Source organism: Paenibacillus sp. FSL H3-0302 (assembly GCF_037982245.1).
In the GTDB taxonomy this organism is placed as follows: Bacteria; Bacillota; Bacilli; order Paenibacillales; family Paenibacillaceae; genus Paenibacillus_AQ; species Paenibacillus_AQ odorifer.
On record NZ_CP150284.1, the window covers coordinates 5,863,459 to 5,887,351 of the forward strand.

Consider the following 23,893-nt stretch of genomic DNA (forward strand, 5'->3'; position numbering starts at 1 on the left):
ACTTATTGTGATTAGAGAGACTGCTAAATTTGTGTTATTATGGTTACAAATACCGTTCCGGATTATGAGGGGAAGACAATGAAAGTAACCATTTCTGATATTGCCAAAGCAGCCAATGTGGCTAAATCTACCGTATCCAAAGTATTAAACGATTCCCCCAAAATATCACAGGAAACGAAACACAAGGTTCGCGAAATTATGAAGCAGATGAACTATACACCAAGTAGTATCGCTACCGGATTAGCCAGACAAAGCAGCTGTAATATTGGTCTCCTGGTCGATATGTCCAAGGAAAGTGAATTTCTAAACCAGTTTTTCTACAACATCATCGGTGGAATAGAAAGTGTAATTGCGCCTTTAAAATACGAGCTGACTATTTCCAATGTACAGCATAGTAGTCCGGAAGGACATTTTCTAAATAGACTTGTATTCAGCAAACGTGTCGACGGAATCATAGCGAATAACTCCGTACTCACGGAAGAGCTTTGCGAAGAACTGAACCGCTTGGAGTTTCCCTACATCTCCATCGGCGAAATTATGACTCCCGGAAGCTGGGTTGATTTCGATAATGAAGCAGGCGGCAGCATGCTGACCTCACATTTAATAAAGCAGGGGTACTCCAAAATAGCCTTCATAGGCGGGCAGCAGCAGGAAAAGATTTATACCCATCGTCTGAGTGGATATTTGCAAGCATTGCAGCAAGCAGATCTTACCGATCAGCAGCAATGGATTATCAATTGTAAGGCTGATGAACATGAGAGCTATCATGCTGCACTTGAGCTTCTACAGAGCGAAGATCGACCAGACTCCGTAGTATGCATGAACAGCTATGTTGCCTTCGGGGTGCTTCAAGCTGCAAAATCACTGGATATTCATGTTCCCTCACAGCTCGGCATTGCCGCATTTGATGAATATCCTCTGTCCCGTTACACTACGCCTCCTCTAACCTCGCTAAATATCGACACCTTCCAGCTGGGGGTATCTTCAGGCGAGCTGCTGATGCAACGCATTCGTAACAACAACATACCCTCTAGGCATTTGCTTCTCGAGCCAGAACTCATTCCTCGTGAGTCAACTATGAGATCCCAGTTCCCGGCGGGAACGTAGTGAAGAGGCGGGAAGCTTGGTTACTCTGACTGCTGATTTAGCTTGATTGAGCTTGTATAGCTGACTGAACATTATTGCGCTGAGTGCTGTTTCGGCTTGATTATCTGGAGTAACTAACTGAGCTTGATTGAGCTTGTGTAGCTGACTGAACTTTATTGCGCTGCGTGCTGATTCGGCTTGATTGTCTGGAGTAACTGCTTTAGCTTGATCGAATTTGAGTAGCTAAAATGGCTACATCGGATTTAATTGCATTTTGTGCAATAGAAATCCTTATAAGATGGGTAACATTCGATTTAATTGCACTTTGTGCAATCAAAACTCGTGAAATCGGTAAAAAACAGCCTTTTTCCTGAATTCTACTGCACAAAATGCAGTTAAATCTTTCTTCCAGCTTCAAACAGAAAGTCTAATTGTACTTTCTGCAATTAAAAAGCTTCATACTGCTTACCAAGGAGCGGCCCCATACGGGAGCCGCTCCTTGGTGTGTTTAAGCTGTAGATATTATGAAGCTTATAGATCCTTCCAGCGCTGAACCGTCAGATTTACGGTTTGTGCACCGCCTGATGGCGTAAGGGTTCGATTGGAAAGATCCGATCCATTCGAATTCACCTCCACATTAGTCCAAGCGCCTCGTGTAACTTTGTATTGAATTGCTGTTCCCGCCGGTAGACTTAGTGTGATGGAGTAAATACCGTCACTACCCTTCGTCAGTTGGTAGTTCGGATCTGCCGCATTCCAGCTATTAAAGGAACCGGAGAGATAAACGGGACCACTCACAGGAGTAGACGCAGGAACAGTTACTCGGAATGTAACACTATCTGCTTGTGGCTCTCCTGCGGTGATGTTGCCATTCACCATACTCCAGGTGCCCGCAGCAAAATGATAGTTATTGCCTCCATTGTTATCCCATGTGCCACTGCCATTATTAAAGGCTGCGGTCAGCCCAGCTGCCGTGTCCAACTGAATCGTAACCGCCTTATATCCTGTAAAAGCAGAAGCTTGAAGCTGCTCGCCTGGAGACGTCGTCCAGACCGTTGAACCATCGAGCTTATAATGGATATAAGAGCTGCTATAAGCCGCATTCTTATAATAGATCGTTGCCGTGCTGCCGACAGGTGTTGCCGTTGGTGTTGGTGTTGGCGTTACGGTTGGTGTCGGTGTCGGCGTTACCGTCGGAGTTGGTGTCGGCGTTACCGTTGGCGTCGGTGTTGGCGTTACGGTTGGTGTCGGTGTCGGCGTTACCGTCGGAGTTGGCGTTGGTGTTACCGTCGGTGTCGGTGTCGGCGTTACCGTTGGTGTCGGCGTCACGGGTCCACCCGATTGAATATTGCCAGTTGGTGTATAGGTCCAGGTGCCGGTACTAAATAAATAGTTGCTGCCCCCATTACTGTCCCAAGTGCCGCTGCCATTGTTAAAGCAAGCTTCAAGCTGGCTGGCTGAGCCGATATTAATCGTTATTTTGTTGTAGCCTGCTACATCAGAGACAGGTATCGCCACACCCGGTGATGTCGTCCAAGTTCCGCCTGCAGGGCGATAATGAATATAAGGCGAGGCATAGCCCTGCTTATAGTAAATAGTGACACTGTTCCCCGCTGGTGTTGTCACTGAAGCAATCGCGCTAAGGAGGGATAGATTGCCTGCTGCATCCATTGCTTTTACCGTATAGTCATACGTAGTACTGGCAGATAATCCGTTATCTGTATATGAAGTAGTTGCGGATGTACCCACTTTTACGCCGTTGCGATAAATTTCATATCCGGTCACACCTACATTGTCGGTGGAAGCGGTCCAGCTTACTAAAGCACTGGATGCATTTTGAACGGTTGCGGTCACGTTAGTGGGTACAGTTGGAGCAACTGTATCTGTAGGAAGCTGTTGTTTGGCATAGATTTTGGCTGCATTTGCACCCACGGTTACAGTGATCTGCTTGCCAGTTGCTCCACCCGATTGTACGGTTACCGTATCCGAAGTGTTCAACTGGTTATAAAGAACCGTCCCGACTGCCAAGCTGCTCTCTGCACGCAGTGGAATGGTAACGGTCTGCGAGCCGCTGGATTTATTACTGAATACGGAGATAACTTCCTGCCCCAGATTAGTTCCAGTGTCAATACGACGTGAAAAAGCATATAAGTTCTGTGCAGACCACATTTCACGTTGAGTGCCTGTACGGAGTGCCGGATTATTTTTCCGAATCTCATTAAGTTTGGCTACGTGCTTGTAGGTGCTGGCATTCTCATTAAAATAATTCTCTATTACATTGCCGTTTGCATCCCGTTTCACCATTGACCAGCGGTTCCAGGTATCGGCGATGCCTCCCGTCATAATCTGCCCATTACCATTGCCTTTGTTCTGTTCCGTACCTTGGAAGACAACGGGTGTTCCACGCACTGTAAAAATAAAACTCAAAGCGTTCTGCAGCTTATCTACGCTTCCTCCAGCTTCTGTGAGAAAACGATTGCGGTCATGATTGTCGATAAAGGTAACCATGTGATTGGCATTTCCGTTATAGTAGGAATCCTGTGCCAAGGTGCTTTTAATATTGGAGTCAAAAGACTGCCCATATGCGAAGCTATTTAGAACGGAGAAGAACATTGGGAAATCAAGCATGCCCCACTCCTTGTTGTTGCCGACCCAGCGCGAGACAAATTCAGCATTGCCGTCAAAATTCTCGCCAAAGGTATTAACCCCCAGATAATTTTGCAATTCACCAATATCAGTCGGCTTCATCAGCTTGGCTGCGTCTACACGCGCACCATCTGCCCCTGTATAGTCAAACCAGCCTTTAATCGAATCAAATATGGCCTTTTTAGCAGCAGGGACATCGAAGTCAATGTCATCCAGTCCGCCTAGATCATGATTTTCTAAGTAATCCTGTGCCCATTGATCGTATCTTCCGTCTGCCAAAGACCAGTTGATATCTCCGTTATGGTGATACCAAGCCGGGTTATTGAAAGGAGCTGCTGGCTGCAGACTAGGGATATCATAGTAGGCTTGGGTACCCAGCATATAATCCCCGATATGGTTTGGCACAACGTCTATAACCACCTTGATGCCAACCGCATGTGCGGAATCCACTAACTCCTTCAGCTTCTCCTTTGTACCGAAGTAGGGATTGGCTGCGTTAGGGTCCTTAACGTTGTACCCGTGATACGCCGTGTTTTTACCACTGCCATTGTTCTCCCGATTCGTCATTTGCGGCTCCGCCACTGGGGAAATCCAGATCGCGGTGTAGCCCATATTTTTAATATAAGACAGCTTGTCGATCACTCCTTGCCAATCTCCGCCTTTCATATAACGGAAATCTTCTTCAGAGTTCTCGCCATAGCGAATTGCCGCTCCCGTAGCATTGTTGGAAGAGTCCCCGTCATTAAACCGGTCAACCATAATCTGATAAATGGTATCATTCTCGTTAATCGTACCGATGCTGGCTGCATCTGCCTGTTGTGGCGCTAAGACGAATAAATTAATCACAGTAGAAAGAAGAATAGATGTAATCAGAACGGGCACGTACCATAACTTACGTTTCATCGCGCGCATCTCCCTCTCTTATTAAAGCGTATTCATAACACACTAAAACCTACTTCTTGGATTAAAAACGACCTTTCCAGCGATGTTTTTGGCATAGAAACAAACGAATTTTAGGGAAACCGGTTTCCCTACTAAAAATTACCATGACACCGGACGCGTTGTCAAGCCTTAAAATTGAAATGCACAACAAAAAAAGAGCTCCTATTTAGGAAGCTCTTGGGGTTGAATATTTACTGTTTGAGTTCAGCGTCCCGCCGTCTGAATAAACTGCAAGACCTCATTCATAATTCGGTCCTTCTCTTCACAATGGCACACCATATGACCACTGTTGTCGACCATCAGCACCTGTTTTTGGGTCGCCTTGATCATATGATGTCGTAGGTAATCGGCGCTTCTAGTCTTCACTAGATGATCTCTTTTTCCTTGCACGATCAGGGTTGGAGTCTCAATATGCGGATAGACAGAAAAGCTCTCACGAACCAATCGCTGGAACTCTCGAGTTGCTTTTGGAGGCGTTGAACTGAATTTACTAATATAAGTTTTTAGCATGGAAAAGCTCCCAAGGGTCTTAATAATTTCTACAGGATTCAGCGGAAACACAGGGGTAGACAACAAAGTGAGAGATTTAATCCAAGGTTTATAGCGCACGGAAAGATGTGAAGCAATAAGAGCACCGGTTGAAAAACCGATCAGATGAACGCCGTCATTTGTCTTTAACAGCTCTGTTAATTCATCCTCAGCACTTTGCTGCCAGTCATGTCGATCCGAATGCAGTAGATCATTCCTGCTGCCCCCGTGCCCCTTCAGGGTAAATGTTCTGGAACGATAATTATGCTGCTCCATAAACTGGGACAAGGGAGAGATTTCATGCTCACCTCCGGTAAAGCCATGAATAAATAAACAACTTTCCATAATTGTCCCTCTTTTCACATTCCATACTGAATTCCAACTTTATTGTATAATGCCAATCCCCTTTATTTTCTATTCATTCCAACCTTCTATGTAAAACCTTAACCAAATGATGTCAAGGTTTACCACCGTTATAGGTTCAAAAAAAATATAAACTCTATTGCTCCCACCAAAGAAGACCAAGTGCAGAAGTAATCGTTAAGCCTACAGCCGAGCTAGATGAAGTTACGTTAGCACAAATAGCAGTCCCCGGTGGAACGATGATGCTGCCCGTAAAGTTCTGTGAGAAAGCGCCTGGAGCTAATTGATAATTGTAAAGCGTCGTCCCCCCGCTAATTGCCGCTGTTGAAGATTGAACGGTCATCGCACTTGTAGCCGCGCTTCCGAGATTATTATTGGTTGGTGTCAAGGTTGCAGGAGAGGTTAACGTCCCTCCTTTTACAATTGTAAAGCTTCCAGACATAGCCGATAGCAGAGAAGATCCGCCGATACTGCCGCTAATACGAGAGATATATACGGTTTTCCCGCTACCAGCAGCATTACTAATCCGAATAGAAGTAATTGCAGAAATAAGACTAAGTACGACCAAACTAGACGCGGATGTGTTGGTAGAATACAAGACCGCAGCCTTCGAAGCACTTATTTCAGGTGGCGCGCTGATATCCGGAGATTGGAAGGTATTGACCATATCCACAAAAAGAGGTTGATCATTGTCGTTAAACACATATTGATTAGGCATGATTATCCCCTCCCATTTCTAATATTCCCACCAACTAATAGATGTTGTCGCTGCTGAAGTTCCCGATGCAATCGTGATGGACGTGGTTATAGAATTTCCGGGAGGAACAACGATTTGTCCAGTAAAATCAACAATGACGGGACCCGCTGCCAGTAATAAAGATACTAGAGTGGCCGGACCTCCCGTAGGGGCAGAAGTCGAGGTTCTGGCCGTCATCACACTGGTTAACGCACTTCCAAAATTAAAATTTATCGGTGTAACGGTAGTCCCGGTGACCGTAGCGTTTCGAAGCAGAGATAAAGTAACAGCAGCTGTTGCCGAGCTAGCTGCAACACGGGATACATACAATGTACGTCCGCTGCCTGCCGGATTACTAATCTGAACAACTAGCGGTGCAGCAGTCGTTACCGTAGAAGTAAAAGGGATTCCAAACAATAGCCCCGCCTTAGCCGCTCCTCCCTCCGGAGCTGAATCTATACCAGGTGCAACATACGTGTTGACTTGTTCTGTAAAGAGTGGCTGGCTACTCTGATTAAAGACTGAATCGTTTGGCATGCGCTATCCTCCCCGTACTTGAGCTTATCTTATTTTATGCCGCTCTAAGTAACAGGTTGTTTGGGAATGTGCGTATTTTTGCTTTCCCAGCCCAATCACCTCTTATTTTTCACCATATATTATTATCACCATTCGAATGGCTAAGGATTGTCCCTAACGGTTCGCGGCTTATTGAACTGCGGTTTATTGATGCTCAGGGCTCAAACGACGGTTAGGGTCCTTTTATGGATAGGGTTCCAGAAAACCCGTAGGAGGTGAATGAAATCCATAACGGTCTGGAACTAAAAAAGCGCAGCAAAATAAAACACTCAAAAAAACAGGGGAATTGTTCTAGAAATCCGCAATCATTTCCACCTCCAAAGGGTCGAAGAAACCGCCGTAAGGTGACGATCAGTCCTTTATTTTCCGAGCATCAATTTATCGGATTCCCCGTGTCCAGCTCCATTTCACCTCTGCCTTGGCAAAAAAGCGGAACCAAAACGATGATCTCTTACGCAGTTATGAACCAAGGAGACCACCCTGTTAGCGTCCGCTTGGAGATTAGTCCGAACAGTTTTGATTCTTTTATAGATTCAGAAGAGATCGTGGCTGCAAAAGAAATGAAGGTGCTAGTGCCAAGCAGATTTTTAAAGTGGACTCGGATATCCGCCTCCACGCAACAGTCAACGGGTTTAGGCAAAATTGATGTATACGTCCAAGCCCAGTCTATAGGTATGAGTTAACAATTTTATAAGAGAGGGACGAGGAACTTTGCCTAACTACAGCTCTTTTCAAGCTAATCCCGATAATCTACGAACGCTTATTTTTGGCCGGGATGCCTCGCTGATTGATCATCCGCTCACTACAGATCCAGGCGGAAATCTAACGACAATTATCCTAGATGGTACGATTTCCAATATACTCGGAGCTACCATCACTGCGGGTACTTTGTCATCAGCAGGAACAGTTACTAACATTCTTAACGGGACGATCACTAGCGTACTCGGAGCTACCATCACTGCGGGTACTTTGTCCTCCGCAGGTACGGTTACCAACATTCTTAACGGGACCATTACTAGCGTACTTGGAGCTACCATCACAGCTGGTACCTTGTCTTCCGCAGGTACCATTACTAACATTCTCGCAGGTACCATTACTAACGTACTCGGGGCTACCATCACTGCGGGTACTTTGTCCTCCGCAGGTACGGTTACCAACATTCTTAACGGGACTATTACTAGCGTACTTGGAGCTACCATCACAGCTGGTACTTTGTCTTCCGCAGGTACCATTTCTAACATTCTCGAAGGCACGATTACTAGCGTGCTCGGAGCTACGATTACGGCTGGTACCATTACTAGTGTACTAGGCGCAACTATTACCGCGGGTACTTTGTCCTCAGCAGGAACGGTCACCAATATCCTTAACGGGACCATTACTAGTGTGCTAGGGGCTACGATCACAGCTGGTACCCTATCCTCAGCAGGTACGGTCACCAATCTCTTAAACGGGACCATTACCAGCGTGCTTGGAGCCACAATCACCGCTGGTACTTTGTCCTCAGCAGGTACAGTAACCAATCTCTTAAACGGGACCATTACCAGCGTGCTCGGAGCCACGATCACTGCGGGTACTCTGTCTTCGGCTGGTACAGTAACCAATCTCTTAAACGGGACCATTACCAGCGTGCTCGGAGCCACGATCACTGCGGGTACTCTGTCCTCAGCAGGTACGGTCACCAACCTCTTAAACGGGACCATTACCAGTGTGCTTGGAGCCACCATTACCGCTGGTACGCTCAGCAGTGTGACCTCTATTTCACAACGCAGCTTTATCGAACAGACGACGACGGGTATTGCAACTGCTAATGCCTATACTCCACTGCCAGCAGTGACTACAAGCGTATTGGGTACCTATTCCTTTTTCATCAATAACACTGGAGCTAACCCGGTCAACACACGAGTAGAAATCAGTGCTGACGGAACGAACTATTTCGTCGATACCACAGGAGATAATCCTTTAGCAGCAGGTTCTATAGATGTCATAGTTCCGGCCAGATTCTTGAAATATACACGCTTATCCTATCAATCAACGAATGCAGGAGCCGCCTCAACAATCAATGTAAGTTTCAACGCACAGGGAACGTAATGCAGATGCCCATCATATGTTGTAACGAAAGAGTGCATGGATATCCATGTGCTTTTTCTTTTGATAGCAAAAGCTGATTTCTACTTCTACATATGTAACAAGGAGGAAACAACGTGAACAATATTACGCTTGGCGTCCACCTCATCGTTAACAATGAAGCTGATCTTCTGCCCCACTGTCTCACAAGCGTAGCAGGTGTTGACGAGATTGTAGTCATAGATACAGGCTCTACTGACGAATCCATAGCTATTTCCCAAGCGCACGGGGCTAGAGTATTCCAACGGGAATGGACAGAAAACTTTGCTGCAGCACGTAACGAAGGTCTCGATCAGGCGGATACCGATTGGATTCTAGTCCTTGATGCCGATGAACGCCTGCAAACTCCACTTCCGGAACTTCGCAGCCTCCTGCAAAACACGCAAGCTCAGGCTTTTACAGTACAAATTGATAATTGGCTTGGCGTTCGGCCTGAAGATAAGGTAAAGCACAGTGCGGTTCGTTTATTCCGAAATGGACAGGGTTATCGATATAGCGGAAGAATTCATGAAGGAATTGACGCTGCAATCCTTAAATCACATAACATCTCGGCGATTGAGCATAGTGATATTGAGATTGAACACTTCGGATATTTGCCGGAAATCATGGCACGAAAAAATAAAATCAAACGCAATGAGCAGCTGCTGCGACTCGCTTTAGCCGAACAACCGGAAGATCCTTTTCACTCGTATAATTTAGCAGTCACCTGCTGTCAGGACGGTCGTCTTCTGGAAGCAGAGACATTACTTCGCCAGACCCTTCACCATGTGCCACTTGAAGCTTCCTACCGTCCTACGATGATTAGAGATCTCTGTAAAATTTATCTGACTCAAGGAAAAACGAATATCATAGATACCTTGCTGTTGCCTGAATTGGAGCGTTATGAGGATTACCCTGACCTGCATTTTTTATTAGGCCAATCTTTGGAGAGTCAAGGCTTGTTAGAACGTGCTTTTCAAGCTTATCAGCGTGCAGTATCCATTTCTGGAGATCAGGTTAGTCAAAAATATGTATCTGAGCAAGGGATGAACACCTTCCGCCCACTTTATCGACTAGGCTTAATCTCAGAGCGGCTTGAGCTTCAGGAGGACGCTGCGAGATTCTACCACCGTGCGCTTCAACACCACTCTTTATATAGGCCTGCCTTGCAGGGAATAGCTTCTGCTTTTCAACGCTTAGCTGTACCCGATGAGGAGATTGCCGGCTTGCTGATACAAATCGTCCCCCCAACTAATGCTGCCCAACGAGCTGCGATCATTGACAGCTTATTTGCGATAAATGCTAATGAGACCATCACTAACTTATCCCGAGACACTTTTCCCTTGGAATTAGAGACGGCAAATTGGATGATCTCTTCACTCCTGATCACCGGCAAGCTAGAGGACGCCTATACAACCATAAGACAAATGACCTCCTTAGCTACGCAAGATAACCATGATTTAGAATATCTGAAAAAGTGGCCTACCCTCTGGGCTATTTGCTCTTGGTCGCTTTTTGGAGAATTCCACAATGACCTGCTAACCTATGTACCAGACGAACTTCGTTTCGGACTGCAATACATTCAGAAGTGCCACCAGCAACAAAAGGTAGATCCCGCTGAAGCAGAGGTAGATTCATTACCATTACATTCCTCATTCATTTCAGATTTGATCGAACAATCAGTAAAACTACACCAGCCCGAGTTAAGCGACGCTTTGGTAAAGCTGTTCCCTACCTTTCGGTCTGAATTAGCCGCAGCATTATATAAAGAAGGCAATAGGAATGCGGCAGGTGAGCATTTTATCAGGTTAGTTAGCGATCAAGCCGCTGATGCGAAGGTTCTTTTTTATATAGGTGAGATGGTCTTTGACAAAGGGCATTACACGGAAGCCAGTGAATGGTTTCAACAAGCGCTGGAGCAGATGCCTGAGCATGAGGCTGCCCGAGTGGGTTTAGCACTCTGTTACCTTCAGCAAGCGAAGCATAGCATGGAGGAGGCACTAAACAGCTTGGATGCAGCTAACGTTCATGGTCCACTGCAAACGGATATTGGTGCCATCCATAAATCCATCTTTTTACTAAATCGTACACCGTGGCATACACAGTGGAGCTTCCGCCAGAGTGAGGGGAGGACAGCCAAATGAGCATGCCCAGCCAAAAACCTCTGATTTCTCTATGCATGATCGTTAAGAACGAAGCAGATAACCTAAACCAATGTTTAAAAAGTGTACGTGGTATCGCCGATGAGATTATTGTAGTCGATACTGGCTCTACTGACTCCACGCTACAAATTGCTCTAAGCTTTGGAGCTAAAGTTGTTCACCATACTTGGAATGGCGATTTTGCCGCTGCCCGCAACGCGGGTCTTCAGCAAGCCCACGGACAATGGATTCTCATTCTGGATGGAGACGAGGAACTGGATGCGAAAAGTAAGGGGGAGCTGTTGCTGTGTGCGGAGCATTTGGAGTATGAAGCTTTTTTTCTGCGCATTCATAATCATAAAGGTTTAACCGCAGCTTCACAGACCATTACTGTTAATCCGATTATCCGGCTATTCCGTAACCGCCCGCAGTACCGTTTCAGCGGCATCATCCACGAACAGATTGCAGAAACGATCGTAAAAGCTACACCCAAAGCAGCAATGCATTTAAGCACCATAATCATCCATCATTACGGTTATGCAGACGGCGTAGTAGCTAAAAAAGATAAGATCAAACGAAATGTAGAGCTGCTCAAGGAACAGCTAAAGTTAAATCCCAATGACCCCTTCCACCATTTCAATATGGCTGTTGAATATATGCGGCTTAGTGAATATCAACCGGCTCTAGAGCATATCAAAAGATCACTTAACGAAGCTCCACCCGACACAAGTTACGTTCATCTGCTGCACAAATATCAAATCCGCTGCCTGGCAGAATTAAAAGATTTCAACGCGGCGCTGGAAGCTTGCGACTCAGGGATAACCTTACATCCGGATTATCCTGACTTGGCACATATCAAAGGTGTGCTGCTGTTTCAAATGGGGGCCCTAGCTGAGGCCAAAACAGCATTGCTGCAAGCCTTAGTCATTGGAGAAGCTCCTTCCGGTTACCATACCGAGTCCGGATTCGGATCTTATTTGACATTTTATTTGCTGGGACAGTTATGCGAAGAAATAGGCGATGAGACCGAGGCCTGTGCCTGTTATACCAAAGCTGCTCAGCTTCATCCCGAGCCAACACCCATCATAACCCGACTGATCCGAGCCTTAAAATGTGCTGAGCGCGAAAATGAAATTTCGGGCTGGCTTCACGCTCATCTACCCGAATACACAGCTGTTAAAAGCAGACTTCTCTTAGATTTATTGCGGATTGAGGGATGTGAAGAGGCAGCAAAACAGCTGATGAAGACCACAGGGCAGTCCTCATCTAATGACTCGTTATTCAACCCAGCCTATCACCCAGGGCGTTCAGAGCTTTTGTTGGCGGATCGTCTGCTTGCCTCCCTCACTTCTTCAACCCCCTATTCTCCAGCGGCTAAAAGAGTGCGACTCGCACTTCCACTGCCCAGAGTTTCAGATTAGGAAGGACGTATTCCTATGACCACACCGGATATCACACTTTGCATGATTATTAAGAACGAGGCAAACCATCTGGAGAAATGCTTATCCTCTGTGCGCGGGCTAGTGTCTGAGATTATCATTGCGGATACAGGCTCAGAGGATAACAGTAAAGAAATCGCTCAGAGGTTCGGTGCAAAGATTATCGACATTCCTTGGGAAAATGATTTTTCCAAAGCGCGGAATATAAGCCTAGAGTATGCAACTTCCGCTTGGGTTCTGGTACTGGATGCTGATGAGGCTGTGGATCATTGGAGTGAGGAGCTGCTCCAGCCCTTGCTTGGTGCCGAGTATATTCATGGGTATTGGCTGCCCATTATCCACTATGTCGGTGAAATACCTGAAGCGGATTTTGTTACAGATCATGTCTGTCGATTATTCAAAAATGATAAAAGAATTATTTTTCGCGGAAGTATTCATGAGGAGATTGCCAGCAGCATTTGGGAGCTTCCAGCTGGGGAGATCGCTTATGCAGATTTGCGTATTTTCCACTACGGATATTTAGAAGATGAACTGATGCGTAAAAATAAATATAACCGCAATTTAGCACTTATCAACAGGGGTCTGCGGCTTCAACCGAACCATCTTTTTCTTCGTTACGCGTTAGGGGCAGAGTATTATCAGCATGGACAATATAAAGAAGCGGCAGAGGTCCTCCTTCCGCTGCTCACCGATGCTCCAGCCCCTTCCGGTTATGTCTCAGATATTTACCTTAAGACGGCGTACGCCTTACAACTATGTGGCCGAAAGCAGGAAGCCGAGGAAGTTTTTCGTACGGGGAGCGGTCTTTTTCCTGATTTCACGGATTTATTAGAAAGCTATGCCCTCCTATTACTGGAACAAGGGAAGCTCAGCTCAGCCAAGCACTTCTTGGAGAAAGCACTTCAGAGCGGGAATACAGCACATAAATACCCTTCTTCCTCAGGCAGTGGAACGTATCGGACAGAACTACTAGCCGGAAGAGTCTGTGAGAAGTTATACCAATATCCGGATGCGTGGAGACATTACGAGGCTGCTATACAACATAAGCCTGATTATAGCGAAGCGTGGAAAGAACTCGTCCCACTAAGCCTTCTATCTGGAGAGAAGGCACAACTACGAGCATTGACCCACAACTATCTTCACTCTTTATCTCCTGATACTTTGAGTTATCTTCTGCCCGCAGCGCTCAATGCCCGCGATCCGGAATGGCAAGCTGAGCTTTCTACAGCCAGCCAGTTACCCTCATCTGTTCAGGCTGCATTGCAGGCGATTCTGGAAATAAACAATCAACCGGAACATTTTCAGACACTCGCACCGCTTGAACAGCTGCTTCATGATCCTTCCCATCTTTCCAACCGATCCTTTGTACTTGGCTACCTGTGGGCTTTCTCTTGCCGTATTGGAGATACTGAGTCTGCCATGCGCTGGCTTGTCTGTCTATTGCCTTACAGACCGGCGATTTTATCGATCCATCATATTTTAACAGGGAATTATAGTCTTAAGGCTGATCTTTCGGATCTAAGCTATGCAGCACAATTGCTGCTTCAGACTGGTGCTTGGAATAGTTTATTAGCACTTTATCGGCATTCGCAAGGTTCTTCCTTACAATGGTCCAGTCTGCCGCAGCCCTTACTTTACGGTTTACTTGAAGCCCCCACCTCCATAAAAAAACAATGGTGCTCTATTTATGTCAGCAAGCACCCTCAATATCATACACCTGCAGACTGTACCGAGTGGCAATTATACGCTGCGATAGCCTACTCCTGTGGAGAGATGCCCATCCTTCATGTAGAGGATGAAGCCGCTTTGCGTAGAGTCGGGGGGGCTACCGCAGCCGTGAGCCTCGCTTATTACAAGCTGCAGCTCGCAGCAGAAGTATATCCGCAAGGGATACCATCAGCTCATATCCCTTCTGCGCTGCTTCTGAGATCTGCCAGCCGGACTTAGCCAGTTGGCAGATCAGATGCGGATTTCAAAGCTCCTCTTGCCATTCCACCAGATGGGGCTGCTCATCAAGGATAGATTCGTACTGCTCCAGACTACCCCAGCGCCCCTCTGGATCAAGCTCCAGGTAACGCGAGTATTTTCGCCGAAGCTCCTCAGGGGATATCGCCCAACCATAATGTTTCACACGCAGCTCGGTAAGAAAACCCGGCAATACCGAATAAGAGAGCGGAAGTCTTGGCACATGATGATCCATTTTCGGAAAAAAATAATGAAAGTTTGGCAAATACCGGACTAGTGTACGGGTATGCTTCGTGTGGATATTCCAATGCTCATCTTCACGGTAATGTGTGGTGCCACCCCAAAAATCAAATAATCGGAAGGATACCCAGTCATACACATCCTGATCGATGAGTCGCCTCATCTCCCGTTTAGCAGACTCTTCATAGAACTCATCGGCGTCCACAGACAGCAGCCAATCCGGATTCGTAGATACCGCCAGCTCCCACAATGTTTGCCGCAGCTCCCATTCACGGTTAAACAAAGAGCTTTGCAGGGTTACGAGCTTCTTAACTTTGGCAAAAGAGAGACATAACTGAGCCGTATGATCTGTACTTCCATCATCCACGATCACAATATCATCTACGAACTCACTTAATTCCTCCAGCACCTGCTCTAAATACCTTCCGGCTTCGTTCCTAACCTGCATAATAGCGGTCAGACGGTTGCCTGATGTTTTGCGGAGTGGCCCTCTATGACTACTCATCCTCCACTCTCCTTCTCAATCGTCTTACAGCCTCTTCGAGATCTGCCATCTCTGACAAAAGTGGCCATGCCTGATTGTCTTGCCCTCCTACATTTAAAAAGCTGCGAATGGCCTCGTGCCGCCTGCCATACAGCAAGTGTATGGTGCCTTCCATGGCTTCATCCACATTTTCTTCCTGCTCATGTTGCAGCACTATTGCCTTTTCCCATTGAAAAGTCCGCACATAATTTTGCACCAGCAACGCTTTTGCCTCGGAAGAAGTTAGCGGACTTAAAATTCTTACCGCCGCTGCCTCATCCTCATTCAGGTGGAACAACTCCGCGCGAACCAGTTCATCCTGCCCGGAATGGAGCCAGCCCTCCATCCTTTCTACTGCTTGCTTCTCCTCTGCGTTAAATGCTGTAATCGCAAATTGGCGGACCGCGGTTTCCAGATTCCCTGTCTTGGCTTCTATTGCAGAAAAAAACCGGAAGTGTGAAATAAGGCAATCCAAATATTCATACAGCACCATTAACTCAAAGGATTGCGCCAGATATCGATTCGCTGTGGAGTCCCCAAGCAAATACAAATAAGATGCTGCCAAATAATGTACAACAGGCTGGCTGGGCAGCTTGGCGCACATCGAAGTATAATAATCCGCCCTAAGCTGGAGTTGAATCCTAAACCAGTCCTTAGCAAGGAGGGGATCCTCCTGCCATAAGCTCCCAATCGCCTTACTCCATAACACTTCATAATCTGTCAGAAAATAAATCCGCTCGCGCTGACATACAACTCCATACGATTCCTGCTGATCCCCGTCGAGATAAATAACATTCTCCCTGCACAAGCTCTGCTCCAAATAGATCCGTTCTGATCGGGTTCCTACTAGATCGGCCTTTGCTCCAAACAAGCCGCTGTATTTATCCCATAAGACCTTATTTTCTTCTTCCGGACAGCGCTCTAACAAAGCCACTATATATCCCGCTTGCAAAGAAAGAACCTCGGGCAGCCAATAAGGAGAGGAGACCAGAAATGTGTACTCCCTCGCCTTGAGAGTATGAATATCCGCGATCATTACTGGCTTGATCTGGCTGTTAGTCTGCTGCTCAAGAGTCATTCTTCCGGCAAAACAGACCTCTTCCCGCTCGGGCAGAAGATCCAACAGTCTTTTATATTCGTATTCCTCCCAGGAGCCTCTGCTCAGAATTAAATATTTCATGACTGCGCCTCCTTGCCCCTGCTCCTATCTGCCTTTTTCCCCTGCGGTTCGGACAAATCCCCCACATAACCTATAGTTAGTGAAGCTTCAGGGTGAAGCTGCAATTGGTGCGAAGTAGACGCCTTACAAGTAATCACTCCAGGCACATTCCCGCCTTTATGAGCAACTCGCTCTAATGGAAAAACAATTCCCGAAGGGTCCCCCCTAAGCAACCGCCCCACCTCTTCGTCCATATCTGTAGATAAACTAACGATCAGATCCGCGGAACCTTGGGTGATCGCCTTCACTACCCGTTCAACGTAATATTTCTCATATCTGATAGAGTCTGATAAATACACAGTTATCTCACACTCAAATAATGCAGATGCATTCTTCAAAGCCCGCAGCCAAGCCTCTTGACCACGAACTGTAATCACTACATCCTGTTCATTTACTGGCAAGCCGGGAGCTGTGTTCATCCAGCTGTCCTTGATCCAGATCCAGCGAATATTCTTGTAGCTCTGCTGCTCCTGTGTAGCTGCCCATTCCTGCGGAAGATGGTCCCCATTCCCATCCTCTTCACAATAAACAATCGCCGTCACTAATGGGGTTGCCAAGGTTGCCTTACCGAGTGGAATAACAGGTTGTGTTGATTGTAAGAATCCATTCTGCGGTACAAGATGTTCTTCGGCTTCTAAGACATCCTCCAGCGCCCATTTTGTACTGTACGCCTGCCAGCCATCCGCAAGTGTTGGTCCGTTCAGCCTTCTCTGGCCCCTATCAAGTGAATGTATAGCATGAACATACACAGCATCACTTAGCGCCAGCTTGGCTCCAGACTGCCGGGCTCGAAGACACCAATCGGCAATCATAAGAGGCCGCGCTTGAAGCGAGGTGTCCAACCCTCCAATACGCTGAAGCAGCTCTTTAGAGAACAGGAGGCAAGAACCCGTTAGTACATGCATCTCTCGCCATTCTCCTTGATGCCGGCCAAGACTGTAGCTTACATGCGCAGCAAACTCATCATAGGTGCCGAAGTGAAGACGTTTCTTCCCTTCCCCTCTTTCGGTTGAAGAGCGAGGGGCCACCACCTTAACTGAAGCGTCATCAAAAGGAACCCACAATAGCTCACTTAGCCAGCCAGGCGATACCATGATCGAATCTTCAAGCAAAACCGCGAAACTGGTTTCGATCTGTGCCAAAGCCTGGTTAGGCATGTACTCCTCCTTTTCATAAGGAAGAAAGAGAATCGACTGCTCCGGTGAGAACTGTTCCGCTAAAGTTTCCATAGGAAAATCAGGAGTCATCGCCACAGCAATAATGCGCACAGACTCTCCAGAATGGAGCAGCAGCAAGGGTAAGCAAGCTGCGGCACATTCCAGGCGGCTTAGCTCAACTACAAGGGTAAGTCCATCTTTACTCGGCAGTGGAAGTAGTCCCGTGCGCTCCAAGAACCCATACCTTCCCGCCAAGCGTTCCACATTCAGAGATTCTTGCGACATTAGGATTCACGCTCCATTTATTAAAGCTGTTCTACCTATAGTCTATGAGCGCTGAAGCGTGATATCCCCTTAATTTCCTCCGCCCGCGCCTTTGTCTTCTTCCGTATGATCTGCACCCGTACTCGCGGGATCGGTTGCCGCTGGAGACGAGCTGTTATCTTTCTGACTGTTACTGGTGGTATCCTTGCCCTGATCCACTACTCCACTCTTATCCCCGCCTACAGCTGGAGCAGGAATGGCAATTCCCGGAGCACTGCTGCCGTTCGCCCCCACAGGTTGACCTTGATTATCGTAATAATACATAGGTACATCTCCAACAACCATCAGATAAGACACAGGAATTTCTGTATCCACTACCTGCGGCTCCATATCAAAAGGAATGACGACTGCAACCTCTGTCACAATATGAATGTATACCTCGACCAGAATCATATTGATCCCAGCGTTTTGCTGGCGGGTGCTGAGTTCAACCTTAACCGCACCTTGTGGTTCAATCTTGATCGGAATATCGGGTCCATAAGAAGCAATAAGGGGACTGCCCAGCGCTTGCCCCAGCGGAATATATTCTGTTCGATTATGCAATTCCTGCAGCGTAGACTGAATGACCTGTGCCGCTTGCGAAGTAATACGCATATGCTCCGCGTAGTTGAGCATGAACCCTGATATTTTCCCGTTCTTATCCGTCTTCCAATCAATTAGCTCTTCCGCATTCCCTCCATTCGCAACCTGTGAGGTAATCGCCTTATTAATCGATTCCGTAGCGATTTGCTTCACACGTATTTGTGCTAAATGCAGGATGGGCGGCTTCATATGCAGCTCCACATAGCGCAAGGATTGCAGCACCAGCACAAGTATTACTAAGGATGCTATCAGCCAAAATTTGCGTCGGCTTCTTGGCTTATGTGTTCTTCCGCCTGCAACCGTTACCTTACTCTCTGGCCGGCTGGATAACCTAAAGCGGCCTTTGCTACGTTTGGCTTCAAAGCGCGTACGCTGCGGCCTAACCGCTGCCCGGCTGGGTTTTGACTTGAATGCGGAGCTTCTCGCTGAGAATCTCCGATTCGTGTCCCCATTTATTTTTGGCAGCCGAAAATGGCCTAGATCAGGTATTCTCAGCCTTCGGTTTCCCCATTTTTTCAATCTGCCCATTGCAATAGTCCCTCCCGCCTTACGCAGAGGTCAAGCCACCTCCACTTAATTTAAGGTATTCGCTAAGAGGACAAAAAAGAAGAACGTTCCCTCCGGCAAACTGCGCCTGAAGTAACGTTCTTCATCCTTTAGATCATGAACTGGGAAGATGATATTAGTGCATTCTGCTCCGCTTATCCTCCTGCAAATGGTCCCAATGACGCCGAATAAAGATGCCAATGAGAATAGCTATAAACACCGCATACCAGGTAAGATAACCATTCCATTCTTCACGCGGAACAATTAAGGTGGATCCGATCGTACCGAATAACCATATATAAGACAAATTACCAAGTACGGTTCCCCATATAAAAGATGAGGCTTTAATCGGTGAAACAGCAGACATGAAATTGATTACATTATTCGGAATAATCGGGATCGTACGCAATAGCACCAGTGTCCAAATCCCATATCGATCCAAGTAACGTTGCCATTTATCATAGCGCTTCAGTTTGCTTCTCCATTTTCGGTCAAACCAGTTATACAGATATCGCCGAATGAGAAAATACATCAGTATTCCGCCCAGATTACAGGCCAGCCAACTGATCAGCATGCCTCCAATTACGTTAAAAACAGAGACATGCAGCACGATCAAAATTACGAATGGAAAAAATCCTAATATACTCTGCAAAAGTGCGAGCGGGATGGTCACGAATAAAATAGATGGCCCGCTAAGGCCCAGCGTTTGCAGCAGCCAATCAATCCAGGTATTTATGGTCTCTGTCATGAAGCAGTCTCCTCTCTTGACTCCTTGCAGCAGCTGCCTCCTGATTTACTTTGACAAAGCATAAGTCTAAGTGTGTAAACTAGGTATCCATTCTTATTGAAATATAAGCAGGGTACACTAAGAGCTTGTAATACTTTGCTTATATTCCCAAGAAAAACACCCCTTACGGGGTGTTTTATTGAATGAGCTTGCTTATGAAGTGTAATGTGTAAAGAACAGTAGTTAGCGTACAAGTTACATTTTTGTTTCCATTTATTCTTCACATCATAACACAGTTTTTAATCTACTTACAATTCTATACCTGCAACCCAAGCATTCACTTTATCCGGATTGCTCTCCACCCAAGTTTTAGCGGCTTCTTCTGGTGACTTGCCACCCTGAACCTCAATCATTACTTTGGCCATATCTTCTGCTGTCCATTCGAATTGATCCAGGAATTTGTAGACATTCGGCATGTCATCTTTCAGACCTTGGCGAACCATCGTGTGAATCTGTTCATCCGCACCGTAAACCCCTTTTGGATCTTCCAGATATTTCAGATCCATATTGGCGAACATCCAGTGTGGTGTCCAACCTGTAACAACGATTGGCTCGTTATTGTCATAAGCCTTTTGCAGTTCCTGAGCCATCGCTGCGGATGAGCTTTCAAGAAGTGTGTAATCGCTAAGACCATATTCCGCGATAGCCTTTTCTGTGGTTGTCATAATGCCAGCACCTGGCTCAATGCCGATAATGCGATTGTTCAGCTTTGCTGCCATATCACTGTTCTTCAAGTCTTCAATAGAGTTAATATCCATATAGGCCGGAACAGCCAAGCCAACCTTAGTTCCGTTTAGATTTGCACCCAAATCTTCAATTTTTGCACCGTACTTCTCTAAATAAGCCGCATGGGTGCTTGGCAGCCAAGCTGCAACCATTCCATCCGCACTACCGTCTGCAACCCCAGCCCACATTGGACCAGCATCTACCTGCAGCATTTCAACGGTAGCTCCAAGCTTAGTTTCAAGTACTTCCTTTACTACATAAGTACTCGCAATTTCCGAATCCCATGCTACATATGCTAATTTTACCTTCTCTTTACTTGATGAAGAACATCCAGCAATAACAGCAATCATCATAATAACTAACAGGAATACCCCTATATTTTTCTTCTTCATTTATTTAAAACTCCTATCTTTGTTTTGGTTTTAGTGCGTTCTGTGTCAAACGGTCCAGCAGAATGGCGATAATAACGATCGCAATCCCTGCTTCGAATCCGTCTCCTGTCTTAGCCTGTGATACCGCACGGTATACATAGGCACCCACGCCCTGTGCACCAATCATCGATGAGATAACAACCATTGACAGTGACAACATAATTGTCTGGTTCACACCTGCCATAATTGTTGGTAAAGCGATTGGAAGCTGCAATTTAACTAATTTCTGAGTAGGTGTCGATCCGAAAGCATCTGCTGCCTCCACCAGTTCCTCCGAAACCTGACGAATTCCGAGATTGGTCAAGCGAATCGTTGGCGGAATTGCAAAAATAATCGAAGCAATAACCCCTGGAACTACGCCCAGTGAGAAAAAGGATACCGCTGGCAATAAATATACAAAAGCCGGCATCGTCTGCATAAAGTCCAAAATAGGCGTAACTATATTTCTAACGGTATTTCTCTGCGCACATAAAATACCAATCGGCACACCAATTACTACAGCCAATATCGAGGCGGTTAGAACAAGGGCCAAGGACTGCATAGAAGGTCCCCATAATCCAAGATTATCAATCAGAAGCAGCCCAATGACCGCAAATAGTGCCATGCGCCATTTACCGATCCAATAAGACAAAGCTGCAATAAGCACGATAAGTACTAATGCTGGCAGGAAGGTAAGTGCATTTTCAATGCCAGCCACCATACCACCGATAATCGAATGGATGAAGTCAAACAGGGGCCCACAATAAGTCGTCAGCCAATTTTCCAACCACTCGAGTGCCTTTCCCAAAGGCAGTTTAGGAATGTCCATTATAATCCTCCTTCCGGTACCGCGTTGCCGGCGAGTGCGGAAAGAACGGCTCCTTTAATCACAATACCCTTCAATTTATCCGCTTCATCTACGACGGCTACAGGCAAATGTGTCTCAGATATTAATTCAAAGAAATCATTGAGTAGCGTTTCCGGTTGTACACGTGGGATTTCTCTCCGCGTTACTTCCAGAATAGATTTATTATCATTCAGTGCCTTAAGGGCATCCTCAGCTGTAATAACACCCAGAAGCTTATTTTCCTTGTCCACTACATACAGACTGAATATACCACTGTCACGCATTAATTGAAGCGCTACCCGAGGCCCGCGTTCAGGTCTGACTGTTTCCGGCTGACGCATTACATGAGCTGCAGTCAACACCTTGGACAAGTCCACATCCTCCACGAATCGCTCTACATATTTATTGGCAGGTTGGATGAGGATTTCTTCCGGTGTACCAATTTGCACAATGACTCCGTCCTTCATCAGTGCGATCCGATCTCCAATCCGCAAAGCTTCGTCTAGATCATGAGTGATAAACACGATGGTCTTCTTCACTCTGGCCTGTAATTCCAGCAGCTCTTGCTGCATGTCTTTACGAATAAGCGGATCCAGTGCACTAAATGCCTCATCCATAAGCAGGATATCCGGGTCGTTAGCAAGGCCCCGTGCCAGTCCAACACGCTGCTGCATCCCTCCACTGAGTTGATCAGGACGATGATTCTCCCAACCTTTCAGACCTACCAGATGCAAGGCTTCTGTTGCCAGTTCAGTTCTTTTCTTTTTATCTACGCCCTGAACTTCAAGCCCGTATGCTGCATTCTCCAGTACGCTTCGATGTGGAAATAATGCGAACTTCTGAAACACCATGCCGATGTTCTTCCGTCTGAATTGGCGCAGCTGCTCCGGATTCATTTTCACAACATCTTTCCCTTTAAAAAGAACTTGCCCCCCTGTAGGCTCAATCAAGCGGTTCAACAAACGAACCAGCGTCGACTTACCGCTGCCGGACAAACCCATAATGACGAATATTTCTCCTTCTTCAATGCTGAATTCGGCTTTGTTGACTCCGACTGTCAACTTCAATTCCTGAGCAATTTTTTCCTTCGACATCCCTTGCTCTAATAAAGGAATCGCGCGTCCCGCATCATGACCGAATACTTTGGTTAGTTGTTTCACCTCTATAATAGCCATGCCGTCCTCCTTCTCCCGAAATGTTATCCGGGTTTAGTTCACTTATAGTAGTTTACCGGACTATTGAAAATTCATGCAAACACCATATACGGATAAAATTTAGTGTACAGTTTTAACTTTATGAACTTTATGTATGGAATACTCTGTTTTACGCCAAATTCCTTTCTTCATGAATTCTTTACTTATGGAGGGGGATTTGATTACAATACATTGTATAAGGTTGCAGTCTATCGACCTATTCCTCAGGAGGGACATCATGAACGATTTAGAAGGGCTTACGCCCGAACAAATAGAGAAGATTAGTAAAGCCCGTGAACGTGTGATCGATTCTATCGGCAAAAACATGGATCTGTATGGCATTACCTTGTCTATTGGACATTTATACGGTTATATGTACTTCAATCAAGGTCCAGTGACACTGGATGAACTCAGTAAAACAATGGGAATGAGTAAAACGTCCATGAGTACGGGAGTCCGTACCCTTCTAGATCTGAAAATGATCGACAAAGTATGGGGGAGAGGGACGCGCAAAGACTTGTTCACCACTGTGCCTGACTGGCATCAGAACTTCAGTGATTACTTCTCTATTAAATGGAGAAAAGCCGTCGAAGGTAATATGATCTCACTAGCGAAATCACTTGCAGAAATTAACGATATGAAAAAAGAGTATAGTGACGATAGTAAACTTATGCAGCTCTTAAATACAGATGAAGAAAAAATAACTGAATCCATTAACTACTACCGCTGGTTGCTGAAACTAATAGAATCTTTTGAGAGTGGCAAAATTTTTGAATTTATCCCTAAAGAAACTTAAGTCAAACCCACAAAAAAC

Annotated in this window: 20 protein-coding genes; 7 read left to right on the plus strand and 13 right to left on the minus strand. The window is 46.2% G+C overall.

Annotated features, from left to right (window positions below; translation table 11 throughout):
• Positions 1 to 78 precede the first annotated feature (78 nt).
• Complete coding sequence (locus MHH50_RS26085; protein ID WP_076304913.1) at positions 79 to 1,107, plus strand: LacI family DNA-binding transcriptional regulator; 1,029 nt, start codon at positions 79 to 81, stop codon at positions 1,105 to 1,107.
• A 199-nt stretch (positions 1,108 to 1,306) separates the two neighbouring features.
• Here the strand turns inward: MHH50_RS26085 and MHH50_RS26090 are convergent, their stop codons facing one another.
• The 5 genes from MHH50_RS26090 to MHH50_RS26110 all read right to left on the minus strand — a co-directional run bounded on the left by MHH50_RS26090 (position 1,307) and on the right by MHH50_RS26110 (position 6,838).
• Positions 1,307 to 1,504: a hypothetical protein gene (locus MHH50_RS26090; RefSeq protein ID WP_340033641.1), complete on the minus strand. Its 198-nt coding sequence runs from the start codon at positions 1,502 to 1,504 to the stop codon at positions 1,307 to 1,309.
• A 113-nt stretch (positions 1,505 to 1,617) separates the two neighbouring features.
• Positions 1,618 to 4,635 (minus strand): carbohydrate binding domain-containing protein, encoded by a 3,018-nt coding sequence (locus MHH50_RS26095; protein WP_340011278.1) that lies wholly within the window; start codon positions 4,633 to 4,635, stop codon positions 1,618 to 1,620.
• A gap of 243 nt (positions 4,636 to 4,878) precedes the next feature.
• Positions 4,879 to 5,547, minus strand: a complete 669-nt coding sequence (locus MHH50_RS26100; protein ID WP_036685332.1) for an alpha/beta fold hydrolase — start codon at positions 5,545 to 5,547, stop codon at positions 4,879 to 4,881.
• 154 nt (positions 5,548 to 5,701) lie between these two features.
• A complete protein-coding gene (locus MHH50_RS26105; RefSeq protein ID WP_036685335.1) occupies positions 5,702 to 6,283 on the minus strand; it encodes a hypothetical protein in 582 nt (193 codons plus the stop codon).
• 18 nt (positions 6,284 to 6,301) lie between these two features.
• Positions 6,302 to 6,838 (minus strand): hypothetical protein, encoded by a 537-nt coding sequence (locus MHH50_RS26110; RefSeq protein WP_036685336.1) that lies wholly within the window; start codon positions 6,836 to 6,838, stop codon positions 6,302 to 6,304.
• A gap of 254 nt (positions 6,839 to 7,092) precedes the next feature.
• Here MHH50_RS26110 and MHH50_RS26115 point away from each other — a divergent pair, with 254 nt between their 5' ends.
• From MHH50_RS26115 to MHH50_RS26135, 5 genes are all read left to right on the plus strand, one after another.
• Positions 7,093 to 7,560 (plus strand): DUF6385 domain-containing protein, encoded by a 468-nt coding sequence (locus MHH50_RS26115; RefSeq protein ID WP_340033642.1) that lies wholly within the window; start codon positions 7,093 to 7,095, stop codon positions 7,558 to 7,560.
• Positions 7,561 to 7,588: 28 nt separating this feature from the next.
• Complete coding sequence (locus tag MHH50_RS26120; protein ID WP_256716118.1) at positions 7,589 to 8,965, plus strand: DUF6385 domain-containing protein; 1,377 nt, start codon at positions 7,589 to 7,591, stop codon at positions 8,963 to 8,965.
• Between the two features lie 113 nt (positions 8,966 to 9,078).
• Positions 9,079 to 11,124: a TPR domain-containing glycosyltransferase gene (locus tag MHH50_RS26125; protein ID WP_076184776.1), complete on the plus strand. Its 2,046-nt coding sequence runs from the start codon at positions 9,079 to 9,081 to the stop codon at positions 11,122 to 11,124.
• A complete protein-coding gene (locus tag MHH50_RS26130; RefSeq protein WP_076308832.1) occupies positions 11,121 to 12,542 on the plus strand; it encodes a glycosyltransferase in 1,422 nt (473 codons plus the stop codon). Before MHH50_RS26125 ends, MHH50_RS26130 begins: the two co-directional genes overlap by 4 nt.
• A gap of 42 nt (positions 12,543 to 12,584) precedes the next feature.
• Positions 12,585 to 14,507: a glycosyltransferase gene (locus MHH50_RS26135; RefSeq protein WP_340033643.1), complete on the plus strand. Its 1,923-nt coding sequence runs from the start codon at positions 12,585 to 12,587 to the stop codon at positions 14,505 to 14,507.
• Between the two features lie 25 nt (positions 14,508 to 14,532).
• On the opposite strand, the gene MHH50_RS26140 is transcribed toward MHH50_RS26135, so the two are convergent.
• The 8 genes from MHH50_RS26140 to MHH50_RS26175 form a co-directional block, all read right to left on the minus strand.
• On the minus strand, positions 14,533 to 15,270 hold the full coding sequence (locus MHH50_RS26140) for a glycosyltransferase (RefSeq protein WP_076193397.1): 738 nt from the start codon (positions 15,268 to 15,270) through the stop codon (positions 14,533 to 14,535).
• Positions 15,263 to 16,468 carry a hypothetical protein gene (locus tag MHH50_RS26145; RefSeq protein ID WP_076308830.1) on the minus strand — a complete coding sequence of 402 codons (1,206 nt, stop codon included), beginning with the start codon at positions 16,466 to 16,468 and terminating at the stop codon, positions 15,263 to 15,265. The genes MHH50_RS26140 and MHH50_RS26145 overlap by 8 nt, the downstream gene beginning before the upstream one ends.
• The gene (locus tag MHH50_RS26150) at positions 16,465 to 17,949 is read right to left on the minus strand and encodes a hypothetical protein (RefSeq protein ID WP_340033644.1); all 1,485 of its coding nucleotides are present in this window, start codon (positions 17,947 to 17,949) and stop codon (positions 16,465 to 16,467) included. The genes MHH50_RS26145 and MHH50_RS26150 overlap by 4 nt, the downstream gene beginning before the upstream one ends.
• A 69-nt stretch (positions 17,950 to 18,018) precedes the next feature.
• The gene (gene yunB / locus MHH50_RS26155) at positions 18,019 to 19,098 is read right to left on the minus strand and encodes a sporulation protein YunB (RefSeq protein ID WP_076184782.1); all 1,080 of its coding nucleotides are present in this window, start codon (positions 19,096 to 19,098) and stop codon (positions 18,019 to 18,021) included.
• A 154-nt stretch (positions 19,099 to 19,252) separates the two neighbouring features.
• A complete protein-coding gene (locus MHH50_RS26160) occupies positions 19,253 to 19,864 on the minus strand; it encodes a VTT domain-containing protein (protein ID WP_076099392.1) in 612 nt (203 codons plus the stop codon).
• A 287-nt stretch (positions 19,865 to 20,151) separates the two neighbouring features.
• Positions 20,152 to 21,021 (minus strand): glycine betaine ABC transporter substrate-binding protein, encoded by an 870-nt coding sequence (locus MHH50_RS26165; protein ID WP_076308828.1) that lies wholly within the window; start codon positions 21,019 to 21,021, stop codon positions 20,152 to 20,154.
• Positions 21,022 to 21,034: 13 nt separating this feature from the next.
• Complete coding sequence (locus MHH50_RS26170) at positions 21,035 to 21,868, minus strand: proline/glycine betaine ABC transporter permease (protein ID WP_076099393.1); 834 nt, start codon at positions 21,866 to 21,868, stop codon at positions 21,035 to 21,037.
• Positions 21,868 to 23,061, minus strand: coding sequence for a glycine betaine/L-proline ABC transporter ATP-binding protein (locus MHH50_RS26175; RefSeq protein ID WP_036685362.1), 1,194 nt, complete (start codon positions 23,059 to 23,061; stop codon positions 21,868 to 21,870). Before MHH50_RS26175 ends, MHH50_RS26170 begins: the two co-directional genes overlap by 1 nt.
• Before the next feature lie 256 nt (positions 23,062 to 23,317).
• Here MHH50_RS26175 and MHH50_RS26180 point away from each other — a divergent pair, with 256 nt between their 5' ends.
• Complete coding sequence (locus tag MHH50_RS26180) at positions 23,318 to 23,875, plus strand: transcriptional regulator (RefSeq protein ID WP_036685364.1); 558 nt, start codon at positions 23,318 to 23,320, stop codon at positions 23,873 to 23,875.
• Positions 23,876 to 23,893: the final 18 nt, after the last annotated feature.

What these genes read in the sequence shown, in the direction of transcription:
- MHH50_RS26085 (WP_076304913.1), top strand. Translation starts at nt 79, where the DNA reads ATGAAAGTAACCATTTCTGATATTGCCAAAGCAGCCAATGTGGCTAAA.
- MHH50_RS26095 (WP_340011278.1), bottom strand. Translation starts at nt 4,635, where the DNA reads ATGAAACGTAAGTTATGGTACGTGCCCGTTCTGATTACATCTATTCTT.
- MHH50_RS26100 (WP_036685332.1), bottom strand. Translation starts at nt 5,547, where the DNA reads ATGGAAAGTTGTTTATTTATTCATGGCTTTACCGGAGGTGAGCATGAA.
- MHH50_RS26105 (WP_036685335.1), bottom strand. Translation starts at nt 6,283, where the DNA reads ATGCCTAATCAATATGTGTTTAACGACAATGATCAACCTCTTTTTGTG.
- MHH50_RS26110 (WP_036685336.1), bottom strand. Translation starts at nt 6,838, where the DNA reads ATGCCAAACGATTCAGTCTTTAATCAGAGTAGCCAGCCACTCTTTACA.
- MHH50_RS26130 (WP_076308832.1), top strand. Translation starts at nt 11,121, where the DNA reads ATGAGCATGCCCAGCCAAAAACCTCTGATTTCTCTATGCATGATCGTT.
- MHH50_RS26135 (WP_340033643.1), top strand. Translation starts at nt 12,585, where the DNA reads ATGATTATTAAGAACGAGGCAAACCATCTGGAGAAATGCTTATCCTCT.
- MHH50_RS26140 (WP_076193397.1), bottom strand. Translation starts at nt 15,270, where the DNA reads ATGAGTAGTCATAGAGGGCCACTCCGCAAAACATCAGGCAACCGTCTG.
- MHH50_RS26145 (WP_076308830.1), bottom strand. Translation starts at nt 16,468, where the DNA reads ATGAAATATTTAATTCTGAGCAGAGGCTCCTGGGAGGAATACGAATAT.
- MHH50_RS26150 (WP_340033644.1), bottom strand. Translation starts at nt 17,949, where the DNA reads ATGTCGCAAGAATCTCTGAATGTGGAACGCTTGGCGGGAAGGTATGGG.
- yunB (WP_076184782.1), bottom strand. Translation starts at nt 19,098, where the DNA reads ATGGGCAGATTGAAAAAATGGGGAAACCGAAGGCTGAGAATACCTGAT.
- MHH50_RS26160 (WP_076099392.1), bottom strand. Translation starts at nt 19,864, where the DNA reads ATGACAGAGACCATAAATACCTGGATTGATTGGCTGCTGCAAACGCTG.
- MHH50_RS26165 (WP_076308828.1), bottom strand. Translation starts at nt 21,021, where the DNA reads ATGAAGAAGAAAAATATAGGGGTATTCCTGTTAGTTATTATGATGATT.
- MHH50_RS26170 (WP_076099393.1), bottom strand. Translation starts at nt 21,868, where the DNA reads ATGGACATTCCTAAACTGCCTTTGGGAAAGGCACTCGAGTGGTTGGAA.
- MHH50_RS26175 (WP_036685362.1), bottom strand. Translation starts at nt 23,061, where the DNA reads ATGGCTATTATAGAGGTGAAACAACTAACCAAAGTATTCGGTCATGAT.
- MHH50_RS26180 (WP_036685364.1), top strand. Translation starts at nt 23,318, where the DNA reads ATGAACGATTTAGAAGGGCTTACGCCCGAACAAATAGAGAAGATTAGT.